This is a genomic window from Virgisporangium aurantiacum, from assembly GCF_016863635.1.
Classification (GTDB): domain Bacteria; phylum Actinomycetota; class Actinomycetes; order Mycobacteriales; family Micromonosporaceae; genus Virgisporangium; species Virgisporangium aurantiacum.
This window is the reverse complement of sequence record NZ_BOPG01000017.1, coordinates 107714-120529: the sequence shown is the minus strand read 5'-3', so window position 1 is coordinate 120529 and position 12816 is coordinate 107714. Positions and strand designations below refer to the sequence as shown.

At 71.1% G+C, this 12816-nt stretch carries 9 protein-coding genes; 4 read left to right on the top strand and 5 right to left on the bottom strand.

The window, feature by feature from the left end; translation table 11 throughout:
* Positions 1-18: 18 nt before the first annotated feature.
* Positions 19-222 (top strand): hypothetical protein, encoded by a 204-nt coding sequence (locus tag Vau01_RS14485; protein WP_203992151.1) that lies wholly within the window; start codon positions 19-21, stop codon positions 220-222.
* On the opposite strand, the gene Vau01_RS14480 is transcribed toward Vau01_RS14485, so the two are convergent.
* Positions 219-1145 (bottom strand): MBL fold metallo-hydrolase, encoded by a 927-nt coding sequence (locus Vau01_RS14480; protein WP_203992149.1) that lies wholly within the window; start codon positions 1143-1145, stop codon positions 219-221. The genes Vau01_RS14485 and Vau01_RS14480 overlap by 4 nt on opposite strands.
* Positions 1146-1171: 26 nt before the next feature.
* Here Vau01_RS14480 and Vau01_RS14475 point away from each other — a divergent pair, with 26 nt between their 5' ends.
* A complete protein-coding gene (locus Vau01_RS14475) occupies positions 1172-2494 on the top strand; it encodes an Hsp70 family protein (protein WP_203992147.1) in 1323 nt (440 codons plus the stop codon).
* Here Vau01_RS14475 and Vau01_RS14470 read toward each other — a convergent pair.
* On the bottom strand, positions 2475-4421 hold the full coding sequence (locus Vau01_RS14470; RefSeq protein WP_203992144.1) for a beta-galactosidase: 1947 nt from the start codon (positions 4419-4421) through the stop codon (positions 2475-2477). The two genes, Vau01_RS14475 and Vau01_RS14470, sit on opposite strands and share 20 nt — an antisense overlap.
* Positions 4422-4474: 53 nt before the next feature.
* On the opposite strand from Vau01_RS14470, the gene Vau01_RS14465 reads away from it, so the two are divergent.
* Positions 4475-6622, top strand: coding sequence for a glycosyl hydrolase family 95 catalytic domain-containing protein (locus Vau01_RS14465; RefSeq protein WP_203992141.1), 2148 nt, complete (start codon positions 4475-4477; stop codon positions 6620-6622).
* Between the two features lie 208 nt (positions 6623-6830).
* Entirely contained in the window at positions 6831-9110 is a 2280-nt protein-coding gene (locus Vau01_RS14460) for a TIM-barrel domain-containing protein (protein ID WP_239151582.1), read from the top strand.
* On the opposite strand, the gene Vau01_RS14455 is transcribed toward Vau01_RS14460, so the two are convergent.
* Genes Vau01_RS14455 through Vau01_RS14445 form a run of 3 tightly spaced genes read right to left on the bottom strand, consistent with a single transcriptional unit; the run spans position 9100 to position 12730 of the window.
* Positions 9100-10026, bottom strand: coding sequence for a carbohydrate ABC transporter permease (locus tag Vau01_RS14455; protein WP_239151580.1), 927 nt, complete (start codon positions 10024-10026; stop codon positions 9100-9102). The genes Vau01_RS14460 and Vau01_RS14455 overlap by 11 nt on opposite strands.
* Positions 10023-11057 carry an ABC transporter permease gene (locus Vau01_RS14450; RefSeq protein WP_203992135.1) on the bottom strand — a complete coding sequence of 345 codons (1035 nt, stop codon included), beginning with the start codon at positions 11055-11057 and terminating at the stop codon, positions 10023-10025. Before Vau01_RS14450 ends, Vau01_RS14455 begins: the two co-directional genes overlap by 4 nt.
* The gene (locus Vau01_RS14445) at positions 11054-12730 is read right to left on the bottom strand and encodes an extracellular solute-binding protein (RefSeq protein ID WP_239151579.1); all 1677 of its coding nucleotides are present in this window, start codon (positions 12728-12730) and stop codon (positions 11054-11056) included. Before Vau01_RS14445 ends, Vau01_RS14450 begins: the two co-directional genes overlap by 4 nt.
* Positions 12731-12816: the final 86 nt, after the last annotated feature.

Below are 12816 nucleotides of genomic sequence, written 5' to 3'. Positions count from 1 at the left end.
GTCGCGATCTCGGGCGGGATGCTTCTGACACTCGTCATCGGTGTCGGGTTCGGCATGGTGCTGCAGCGGTTCCTGCGGTCGCGACGCGACCTCAGGGGCGCGCGGGCGTTCGTGAAGACGGCGTCGAAGGCGCACTGGCGCGGCTCGTTCCCCCGGCTGCTGATCTGGGGGTTCGTCGCGGTGTGCGCCGTCGTCGGCGCCGTGCGCGCGATGGGTGGCTAGTGCTGGTGCTGTTCGGGGAGGAGGCTCTCCGGGTGGGCCCACACCGTCACGTTGGGCAGATTCTCCTTGTCGAAGAACGCGATGACGTCGGCGTCGGAGTGGCGCAGGCTGAAGTGCGTCAGCACGAACCGCGTCTCCGGATGGGCGGTGACCACCGGACGTAGGCGGCTCCACACCGTGTGCCCGACCTGCTCGGCCCGCTCCGCCTGGTCGTCATCGAGGAACGTGCATTCGGTGACGACCACCGGGTAGTCGAAGAGCCACGGGTTCTCGTCGAACACGCGGGGGTGCGTGTCGCCGAGGAACGCGAACAGCGGCGTGCGCACCTCGTGGTCGACCGGTTCGCCGGCCTTGCGCCGGCCGGCCAGCAGCTTGCCGAAATCGGCCGGTGCCATCGTCGGCCGCAGCGCCGCGAGCTCCGGCAGCAACGCGCGGCCGTGCGACGAGAAGCAGTACCCGACGCACGGGATCTTGTGGTGGCAGGCCACCACCCGCACGGTGTGCGTCCCGCGCCGGCCGACCGCGAACTCGTCGCCGTCGACCATCCCGTGCAGCCGCATCCCGCCGGCCAGCGCCGGGTCGAACGGCGTGGCGTTGTTGAGGGCGAACGACGCCTCGATGAACGCCCGCGCGGCGGGCAGCGACGCGGCCGGCAGGTGGATGTCGACGCCCGCCGGCCGCGCGGCCAGGTACGCCAGGTCGGCGGCGTGGTCGGCGTGCGCGTGGGTCAGCAGGACGGTCTCCGGCTGCCGGCCCTCGGCCAGCCCCGCATCGAGCGAGCAGCGCAGTTCGGGCAGGTGGAAGAACGTCTTGTCGTTGGACCGCGAGTAGCCGGTGAGCGTCAGCCCGGTGCCCGGGATCGGCCAGGTCTTCCACTGGCGGAACGGGTGGCCGCGGTCGAGCCGCTCGGGATACCGGTTCACGGCGAGGAGAGTACCCTCCTGGAACCATGTACAGGCTCGCCGTGGACGTCGGTACCTGCAACACCGTCGCGGTGGTGTCCCGCCCGGGCGCCGCGCCGCGGGCGCTGCTGTTCGACGGGTCGCCCGTCCTGCCGTCGGCGGTGTTCGTCGACGGGTACGGAACGGTGCACGCCGGACGCGACGCGGAACGGCTGATGGCCGACGACCCGGCGCGCTTCGAGCCGTTCCCGAAGCGCCGCGTCGACGACGGCGCGGTCTGGCTGGGCGACCGTGCGGTGCCGGTGGCCGAGCTTCTCGCGGGCGTCCTGCGCCGCGTCGCCGCCGAGGCGGCGCTGGCAGGAGGCGCCCCGGACACCGTCGTGTTCACGGCGCCGGTCCGCTGGGGCACCGCGCGGCGCGGCGTCCTGCGGCAGGCGGCGGCGATCGCGGGATTCACGGCGGTGACCATTGTGGACGAACCGGTCGCCGCCGGCTGGTACTGCGCGTCGGTGCTCGGGCAGCGGCTCGATCCCGGCCGGCTGCTCGTGGTGTTCGACTTCGGCGGCGGCACGTTCGACGTCACGGTGGTGCGCACCGACCCGTCCGGGCTCACCGTGCTCGGCGCCGGCGGCCTCGACGACCTCGGCGGCGCCGACATCGACGCGGCGCTGGCGTCGTACCTGGCCCCGGGCGTCGCCGACCGGACACTGTGGACGGAGGTGCGCGCCGCCAAGGAGATGCTCTCCCGAACCACCGTCGCGCCCGTTCGCCTGCCCGGAGGCCGGTCCAGCCACCTGACCCGCGACGAGTTGCAGCACGTGGCCGGGCCGCTCGTCGAGCGCGCCGTCGACGAGACGGCCCGGGTGCTCGGCGGGCTCGGCGTGCGTCCCGACCAGATCCTGCTCGTGGGCGGCACCAGCCGGCTCCCGTTGGTGGCGAGCCGGTTGCACGCCCGCTTCGGCGTCGTGCCCGTGGTGCCCGAGCAACCCGAGCTGCCGGTCGCCTACGGCGCGGTGATCGGCCCGGTACAAGCGATCCAGCCGGTGCAGCCGCAACCCGTCCCGTACCAACCGGCCCCGCAGCAACCGGCCCAGCAGTATCCGGCGCCGCAGCAACCGGCCTCCGTCGTGATCGGGCCGGGCGTGCGGATCGAGGGCGCGGTGCACATCCGCGGCGCCGGCGCGATGCCCGACGACGACGATGACGACGATCACGAGCCGGTCGAACCGGTGCGCCGCGAGCGGACCGTGCGGCCGATGAGATGGATCGGCCGCACCGTGCGTCAACTCGTGCTGATCGCCCTGCCGATCACCATCATCCTGATCGTCAACGAACCCGCCCGGACGTTCGTCACGAACCTGTTTCGATGACCGCCACCGCGCCGGCCGGCACGGTCAGCGCGCCGTCGACCGGTGCTCCGGTGAGAACGTCCACTCCGGACACGTCCACCCGACGGTCCACAGTGGAGTTGTTGATGGCGAACAACAGGGCACCGCGCCGCACCAGGTCGAGGCCGTCGGCCGGCTGCGGTCCGTCGTCACCAAGGGCTTCAGCCAGGACGCGCGTGAGCGCGGCCGGTTCCAGCCGCGTCGACACGTACCAGGCCACCCCGTCGCCGTACCGGTGCCGGGTGATCGCCGGCCCGCCGTCGGGGTAGGTGGCAACGGCCTCGGCACCGGCGAGCTCCACCACCTCCGTCCACGCGCCGGCGCTGTCCCCTGTGGACAGTTCGACGGCGGAACCGGGCGGCAGCGGGTCTACCTCGGTCACCCGGAGCCCGAGCACGTCGCGGTACGCGCCGGGATAGGCGCCGGGCCAGACCCGCAGCGTCTCGTCGACGATGCCGCTGAAGTACCACACGACGAGGGTCCCGCCACCGTCCACATAGGACCGTAGCGCGGACGCCGTTTCCGCCGACGCGATGTAGACACCGGGCACGAACACCGCCCGGTAGCGGTCGAGCGCCGCGTCGGTGCACAGACCGACCGGCAGCACGTCGACGGTGTGGCCGAGCCGCCCGAGCGCGGCGTGCACCTCGGCCACCCGGCCGGAGTGGTCGAGATCGGGTGCGGGCAGGCCGGGATGAGCCAGCGCCCACGCCGACTCCGCGTCCCGCAGAACCGCCACCGCGGCCGCGACCGGCGCATCCACCACGGGCAGCCGGCGCAGCACCGAACCGAGGTCGGTGACCTCGCGGAAGACCCGGCTGTCGGCACCCGCGTGCGGCACCATCGCGGCGTGGTACATCTCGGCGCCGCCGCGCGGTGCCCGCCACTGGAAGAACATCGCGCCCCGTGACCCGCGCGCGACGTGCGAGAGGCTGTGCCGCAACAGCTGTCCCGGTGGGCGGGTGCGCATCCGGCCGTCGACGTAGACGAGGTTGGCGGCGGTCTCCATCAGCAGCCACGGCCGGCCGCCGGCCCAGCCCCGCGCGGTGTCGGCCGCGAGCGCCGTCTGTTCGTCGGCGACCGCACCGGTTCCGGACGGGTAGTGGTCGATCGCCACCAGGTCCAGTTCGCGCGCCCACCGCGCATGGTCGACCGGAACCCAGTCGCCGAGGGCGAAGTTCGTGGTGACCGGAACGTCGGGCGTGGCCGCCCGCAGCACGTCGCGCTGCTCCACGAATCCGGCGAGCAGTTCGTCGGACCAGAAGCGCTTGAAGTCCAACACGTGCGCGGGGTTCGGCAGGTACTGCGTGGCCCGGGGCGGATGGACCTGCGTCCAGGACGAGTAGTGCTGGCTCCAGAAACTGGTGACCCACGCGTCGTTGAGCGCGTCGAGGGTCCCGTAGCGGTCGCGCAGCCACCGCCGGAACGCACCGGCCGCGTGGTAGCAGTGGCAGGTGGTGCCGTACTCGTTGTGCACGTGCCACATCGCGAGCGCCGGGTGGTCGGCGTACCGCTCCGCGAGCGCCGTCGCGATGCGTCTCGCCGCGCTCCGGTACGCGGGCGCGGCGCCGCAGTAGGTGTCGCGGCTGCCGTGCAGCAGGCGGGTGCCGGTGGCGGTCACCGGCAGCGCGTCGGGATAGGCGAGGGAGAACCAGGGCGGGGGCGACGCGGTGGGCGTCGCCAGCGCCACGCCGATGCCCGCGGCGGCGAGCCTGTCGAGCACCCGGTCGAGCCAGCCGAACTCGTACCGGCCCTCGTGCGGCTCCAGCCGCGACCACGCGAACACCCCGACGCTGACGAGGTTCACCGCGGCGCGCTTCATCAGCGCGATGTCCTCGGCGCACACGGGGTCGGGCCACTGCTCCGGGTTGTAGTCGCCGCCGTAACTGAGACCGCCGGGCCACCGCATCGACGGGCCACCCCTCCTTGCAGTTCGTTTGAACTCCGGCCAAAGTAGGTCGGGTGACGGTGCCTGTCAACGGGCTGTCCTCGCGCACGGCCACAGACGATTGGGAAGAGGCGCTGATCGTCGGCAACGGGCGCCAGGGCGCGCTGTGCTACGGCGGCCCGGCCCGGTTGCTCGTCACGGTGTCGCACGAGCGCCTGTTCCTTCCGGTCCGCCCGCAGACGGCGCCGGGCATCGACCCCTTCGTCGGTGCCGCGACGCTCACGTGCACCCCGGAGCCGAACGTCCCCGGCCGCGACTACGTCCGCTCCACCGACTTCAGCACCGGCGTGGTCACCCAGCGCTGGACCACCGACGCCGGCCCGGCCGGCATGGCCGCGTTCGTGTCGCGGGCGCACGACGTGGTCGCGCTCCGCCTGCACGGTCCGGGCCGCTGGGCGCTGGCGTTGGAAAAGATCGGTGGACGCCCACCGCGTCCCGTCGACACGGTTGTGCGTCGCCGCGGCGACCGGATCACGCTGACCGCCCGCTTCCCGGATCCGCCGCCGGGGGGCCTCAGCGGGTACACCGTCGTGTGCCGGTTGCACGGGCCCGATCTCGTGCTGCTGCGCACCGTCATCGGCGGAGAGACCGCGCTCGATGACGTCCCTCCGAATTGGACGGAGCTGCTGCGCGCGCACGCCGCGCTGCACCGCGACCTGTACCACCGCGTGCATCTCGAGCTGGGACCGGTGCAGGCTCGGCAGACCGAGGACCTGCTCGCCGCCGAACCCGGGCCGGACACGGTGCGGCGCCTGTTCGACGCCGGCCGCTACGCGGTGATCAGCGCCACCGGCGACCTGCCGCCCGTGCCGGCGGGGGTGTGGAGCGGCGCCTACGAGCCACCGTGGGCGAGCGGGTACCGGCTCGACGGCAGCCTGGCGGTGGTCGTCGCCGCGCTGCACCCCACCGGCTGCCCCGAGCTGATGCCGCCGCTGTTCGACCTCGTCGAGTCGGTGCTGCCGCACCCGCGCCGCAACGCCTGGCTGGCCCGGCTCTACTACGACCATTGGTGCTACACCGGCGACCGGGATTTCCTCGCCACCCGGGCGCTACCGTTCATGCGGCGGGCGGCCGGATTCCATCTCGGTATCGTGAGCCGCGACGACCCGGCCGCCGCCTTCGCGACCATGGACGTCGCCGTCGTGCGCGACCTGCTCCGGAACCTGCTCGCCGCCACCGCGGAACTGGGCCTGGCAGACCCCGCCGAGTCCGCCTGGCGCGACCTCCTGCACGCCCTCCCGCGCCACGGCGTCGCCGCCGCCGGCGAACTCGCCGGGTGGACCGCGCCCGGACACGCCGACCTGTACCCCCTGTGGTACGAACCCGATCCGGCCATCGTGGACGATCCGGCCCTGCGCGCCGCGGCAACCCGCACGGTACGGCGCCGACTGGAACTCTGGCGCGACGACCGCTCCGGCGGGACGGGCCACGGCCTGGCCCAGTTGGGGCTGGCCGCGGCCGCGCTGGGCCTGGCCGACGAGGCGGCCGAGACGCTGGCGCTGATGGCGTCCCGCTACTGGCGCCCGAACCTGGTGCCGACCCAGCACCGCGGCGCCATCTTCAACGTCGGCCTGGCGGGCGGACTCCCGGCCGTGGTGGCGGCGATGCTGGTCCGCTCGACCCAGCGGGTTCTGGCGGAACCCGGACGGGCCCGCCCGTTCCAGCGCTCCGCCGCACACCCAGTTGGCGGTGCGTGGCCGGGGGGCCGGGGGTGGCCGGGAGGTGAGGCGCGGCCGGGCGGCGGAGCGTGGCCGGGCGGCGGGGCGTGGCCGGGCGGCGGGGCGTGGCCGGGCGGCGTGCGGCCGGATGGAGTGCGGCCGAGTGGCGGTGCGCGGAGCGGAGCGTGGCCGGGCGGCGGTGCGCACCTGGGCGGCGGGGCGTGGCCGGGGTCGGGTGGCAGGCCGCCGCGGCCGGGGCGGCTGGATCTGCTCCCGGCGCTGCCCGCTGCCTGGCCGGCCGGTTCGGTACGGGGCCTGGCCGCCCGTGGCGCGGTCACGGTCCGGCAGTTGTCGTGGGCGGGCGGTCGGTACGAGGCGGTCGTCGAGTCACGCATCGATCAGGATCTATTGATCACGGTTGCGGGTGGTGAGGCGGAGCTGTTGTCGGTCGTGGCCGGGCGGCCGGTCCGGATGGCGGGGCCGCTGACGGTCGTGCGCCTCTAAGCTCCGACTCGCTCCATGATCCTGGTGCGTGTGCGTGCCCGCTTTGGTCGGATTCAATGAACGGGGAGATTCGTGTGTGCCATGACGTGGACGGACTTCCCCGCTGATGCGTCGTTGTCCTCGGCGCGGGTGCCGGAGGCGGTGGGATGCCGTTGACAGTTAGTTCGGTTAGAAGAAAAACTAAAGCATGCCGTACCGTCCGCCTTTGGTGCCGTTCGAAACGTTCGTGGCCGATCCGCCCGACCTGCCCGTGCGCGGGCCGGGCGATGCCGGGCCGTCCGTCCTGACCAGGGCCGAGGTGCTCGGCACCGACGCCGGGGGCGCGACGTTCAAGGGGACAACGTCCGACGGCTCGTCGCTGATCGCGCAGGTCAGCGCCGCCGGCGAGGGGGTCATCCGGGTGCGGCTCTCGGCCGAGCCGGACGCACGCAGCCGGAGTGCGGCGGCGATCGCGCTCGTGCGGCCGGGCTCCTACCCGGCGGTCGTCGAGGTCGGTGACGGTACGGTGCGGATCGGCGCCGGACCGATCACGGCGGAGATCACGCTCGATCCGTGGCACCTGCGGTTCGTCGACGCGTCGGGCCGGACCCTGCTGGAGGAGGACCGCGGCGAGCGCGACATCAGCGGCCGGGTGCGTACGTTGCCGTTCGGGCGGTCGCTGGCCTGCGGTGAGGTGGCGGCGTACCACGAGAGCTTCGTCGCGCCGGCGTTGGAGCGGTTCGTGGGGCTGGGCGAGAAGTTCACCAGGCTCGACAAGCGCGGCCAGCGGGCGTTGATGTGGAACTTCGACGCGTTCGGCAGCGAGTCGGACCGGTCGCACAAGGCGGTGCCGCTCTACCTCTCCAGCGTCGGCTACGGCGTGCTCGTCGACAGTGGCATGCCGGTGGAGTTCGACATGGGCCAGTCGACGCACAGCTGCGTGCAGATCCTCGTTCCCGACGACCTCATCGACTACTACGTGCTCGCCGGCCCCACGCCGGCCGACGTGCTCCAGCGGTACGACATGCTCACCACCGCACCGCTGTTGCCGCCGAAGTGGGCGTTCGGCACCTGGATCTCGTCGGGCTTCTTCGTCGACACGCAGGAGCACGTGATGGCCCGCGCGGAGAACATCCGCCGCCGCGACATCCCTTGCGACGTCCTGCATCTGGACTGCTACTGGCAGGTCGACGGCCACTGGTCCGATCTGCAATGGGACGCGAACACGTTCCCCGACCCGGAAGCCATGCTGAGAGCGCTGACGGAGCAGGGCTTCAAGGTCTGTCTCTGGATCAACCCGTACGTCAGCCACCGCAGCCCGGCGTTCGACAAGCACCGCGACCACTTCCTCAAGAAGGCCGACGGCAGCGTCTACGTCGCCGACGTGTGGCACGGGTCGTACCCGGCCTGCGGCATCATCGACTTCACCAACCCGGCTGCCGTCCGGTGGTTCGCCGACGACCTGCGGGCGTTGCTACGTCAGGGCGTCGCGGTGTTCAAGACCGACTTCGCCGAGGGCGTGCCGGTCGACGCGGTGGCACACAACGGGATGCGCGGCGTCGAGCTGCACAACGTCTACACGTTGCTGTTCAACGACATCGTCTCGAAGACGACGCGCGAGATCGCCGGCCACGGCATGGTGTGGGCGCGGTCGTCGTTCCTCGGCGGGCAGCGCCACTCGGCCCAGTGGAGCGGTGACGTCAACGCGTCCTACCCGGGCATGGCGAGCACGCTGCGCGGCGGGCTGTCGCACGGGCTCAGCGGGGTCCCGTTCTGGAGCCACGACGCGGGCGGTTTTCACGGGACGCCCACCCCGGACCTCTACGCGCGCTGGAGCCAGTTCGGGGCGCTGTCGCCGCTGGTGCGCCTGCACGGCACCACGAGCCGCCTGCCGTGGGACTTCCCGGCCGACGCCGAGCGGCACGCCGTCGACGCGCTGCGGCTGCGGTACGCGCTCATGCCGTACCTGTACTCGGCGGCGGTGGAGTCCGCGCGCACGGGCGTCCCCATGATGAGAGCCCTCCTCGTCGACTCGCCGGACGACCCGGCGGCCTGGACCGCCGACCTCGAATACCGGCTCGGCGCCGACCTGCTCGTCGCGCCGATGGTCGACCCGTCCGGCGTCCGCGACGTGTACCTGCCGGAGGGCACCTGGCTCGACTACTGGACACGCGAGCCGCAACAGGGCGGCCGGTACATCAGGGTGAGCCAGCCCGTCGACCGGATCCCGTTGTTCGTCCGGGACAACGCGCTGATCACCGTCACCGAACCGACCGGAGCGATCGGCGCGGAGCCGTTCGCGGACCTCACCGTGGTCAGTTGGGGTGGCGGGGACGGCCGCACGGTGCTGCACGACGTGGACGGCGACTCGTCGGTGGTCGCCGTCCGCACCGGCGACACCCTGGCCGTCGACGTGACCGGCCCGGCACGGGTGCGCCGGGTTACGGTCGCACCGGTGCCGGGCCGTCTTACCCCCACCCGGATAACGCTGAACGGTGTCACCCTTTGACGGCACCCACGATGACGCCCTTCACGAAGTGCCGCTGAACGAACGGATACACCGCGACGATCGGCGCCACGGTGATGATCACGACGGCCATCTTGATGGCGAGCGTCGGCGGCATCGAGACGCCGACCGAACTGCCCGACACGTTGGGCGTCTGCCCGGCCAGGATGTAGCTCTGCAGCAGCCGTTGCACCGGCCACTTGTCGTTGTCGTCGATGTACAGCAGCGCGGTGAAGAACGCGTTCCAGTAGCCGACCGCGTAGAACAACCCGACCACCGCGATCACCGCCTTCGACAGCGGCAGCACGATCCGCCACAGGATGCCCAGTTCGCCGGCGCCGTCGAGGCGGGCGCTGTCGAGCAGTTCCTGCGGCACGTTCATGAAGAACGCCCGGATCACCACGAGGTTGAACGCGCTGATGGCGCTCGGCAGCACCAGCGCCCAGATGTTGTCCTTCAGGCCGAACGCGGTGACGACCAGGTAGCTCGGCACCATGCCCGGGTAGATGAGGAACGTCATCAGGAAGTAGAACAGGATCGCCCGGTGCCCGACCGAGTTGGGGCGGGACAGGCCGTACGCGGCCAGCACGGTGAGCGTCAGGCTGAACGCCGCGCCGACCACCGACACCAGCGTGCTGATCCAGACCGCGTTGGTCACCTGGCCGCCGGCGAAGATGGTGATGTACGCCGACAGGTCGAAGTCGCGCGGTATCACCACCATCCCGCCGGTCTCGTTGATGGTTTCGCGCGAGGAGACGCTGGTGACCGCGATCGACCACAGCGGAAACACCACCGCGAGCACCACGATCGCGAGCACGACGGTCTTGGCCGTCTGGCCCACCGCCGTCGGCGGCTCCTCCCAGGCGGGCCGGCCGGGTCGCCGCTTCCGGCGGACCGGATCCATCGTCTGTACGGTCATCGCTTGGAGTACACCCCCTGCTCGCCGAGCATGTGCGCCACCTTGTTCGCGAGCAGCACCAGCACCAGCCCGACGGCGGCCTTGAACAGGCCGGCCGCGGCGCCGATGCCGAACTGCTGGTTCGCGATCGCCTGGTAGTACACGAACGTGTCGAGCACCTCGGCGGCCTGCCGGCCGACCGCGTCGCGCTGCAGGATGAACTGCTCGAAGCCGACGGTCAGCGCGTCACCGAGGCGCAGGATCAGCAGCAGCACGATCACCGGACGCAGCGACGGCAACGTGATGTGCCACATCCGCCGCCACCGGCCGGCGCCGTCGACGGCGGCCGCCTCGTACTGCTCCTGGTCCACCATGGACAGTGCGGCCAGGAACACGATCGTGCCCCAGCCGATGTCCTTCCACACCGCCTCGGCGGTGACCAGCACGATGAACGTGTCGGGGTTGGTCATGATGTCCCACGGCCGCAGTCCCGCGTCGCGGAACGCCTCCGCGAGCAGGCCGGCGCCGCCGAACATCTGCACGAAGAACGTCACCACCAGCACCCAGCTGAAGAAGTGCGGCAGGTACACGATGCTCTGGATGAACGCGCGCAGCTTCGACGAGACCAGGCTGTTCAGCAGGATCGCCAGCGCGATCGGCAGCGGGAAGAAGAACACGAGCTGGAACGCCGTGATGGCGAGCGTGTTCTGCAGCGCCTCCCAGAACCCCTCGGTATGGAAGAGCGTCTCGAAGTTGCCGAACCCGATCCAGGTGCTGTGCAGGAACGCCTGCAGCGGCGAGTCGCCGGCGTACGGGTTGTAGTCCTGGAACGCCACCACGTTGCCCACGGTCGGCAGGTAGTGGAAGACCAGCAGCAGGAGCATCGCCGGGGCGCACATGAGAAGGAGCGGCCAGTCGCGCCGCAGCCGGGCCCGCAGCGGCATCCTCCGCCGGATCTCGCGTTTCGGCTTCGGCCCCGGCGGCGCAGGTGCGCGAGGGGGCACCCGGTCGGTGTCCGATCCGGGTGCCCCGACGGTTTCGCGTGTGGTCATCGACCCGCGTCGGACAGCGCCTTGGCCAGGAAGTCGCGCGCCTCGTCGCCGCCGTTGGTGCGCCACTCCGCCACGATGGCGTCGATGTCACTGAGCGGCCGGCGGCCGCGCACGACGTCGGTCATCTTGTCCTCCGTGGGCACCATGTTCGACTTGAACCTGGCCGGGAACTCCAGCTTCAGCCCGTCCCACGGGTCCTTCTCCAGGTACTTCACGTTCGTGTTGGAGTAGCCGAGCATGTCCTTGACGTAGTTCGGCGTCTCCGGGTACGGCTGCACCACCGGGTTGCGGCCGCTGATGAAGAAGTACTGGTTCTGGATCTCCTTGAAGGACAGGTCCTCCTTGGCGGGCACGCCGCCGGCACCCTTCTTCCAGTGCTTGCCCTCGACGCCGTACTCGCGCAGCAGGAACTCCTGGGTGCCGAACGGCGCCGAGCACCAGTTCATCACCCGCAGCAGTTCCTGCACGCGGTCCTTGCTCAGGCCCTTCTTCACGAACGTGTACGAGATCGGGTCGTCGGCGCGCCAGATCAGCGGGTCGCCGCCGGTGGCCGAGAAGTTCGGCACCGGCTGGATGTTCAGCGTCGGCGTGACCTTCTGGTACTGGGCCTGCAGCGGCTGCCAGCCACCCATGCCGTCCTGCACGATGGCGATCTTGCCGCTGGCGAACAGCGTCTTCTTGTCCGCGCCCTTCGACGCCACGACGTCGGGGTGGATGAGGCCGTCCTTGTACAGCTTGGCCATGAACTCGGCGGCCTGCTTGTACTGCGGGGTCTCGTACTTGTGCACGACCTTGCCGTCGACAACGCCCCAGCCCTCCTTGGAGCCGGGCGCCTTGTACAGCATCTGGACCATCTGGAAGATGTCGTCGAAGGCCCACACGCCCTTGTTCGGGTCGGTCATCTTCTTGCCGAGCTCGTACAGCTCGGCGCCGCTCTTCGGCATCTGCTGGCCGGCCGCGTCGAGCAGGTCCTTGCGGGCCAGCAGCACCCACGGGTACGCGCCGTCGGTGGGGTTCGGCACCGACATCAGGCGCTCGTTCCACACCGCCTCGCGCCACGCGCCGGTGGGGAACGTCGCGAGCATCGGGTAGGCCGACACCTTGTCGCCCGAGAGGTGGTCGGTGAGGTCCTCGAACAGCGACTTGACCGCGTCGGTGAACCGGGGGAGCTTGTTCACCTCCCAGCCCGGGATGCACAGCAGTTCGGGCACGTCGCGGGAGGCGAGCATCGCGCCGAGCTTGTCGGCGTAGGTGTTGCCGTCCTGGATGCTGAAGTCGACCTGGATGCCGAGCTCGCTGTTGATCGCGTCGTAGTAGGCGTTCGAGCCGAGCCCGGGCGGGGCGGGGCCCCACGCGGGCGTCATCGCGCTGATCTTCTGCCCGCTCTTGCCGGGCTTCTCGGTGATGACCTTCTTGAACGAGGACGGGAACGTGGTGTAGCCGTCGGCGATCGGCGGCGTGCTGGTGATGTCGGGCTTGATGTCGAGCGAGATGTTCTGCTGCTTGGGCAGGACGCCGCTCAGCTTGTCGGTGTCTGTGGCGCTGCCGGATCCGCTTCCGCTCTCGCTGCATCCGGCGAGAACGCCGCCGCCGGCCATGGCGGCGGCGCTGAGGCCGATGAGGCCGAGGAAACTCCGGCGATTGGTCGACGCGCCCGCGACGGGTGGAGTCACGGCGCACTCCCTTCGATATTGGATGTGATTCGGGGGTGTCATGCCCTACAGTTAGTTCGTCTGGCAATTAAACAAACTAGACGAAA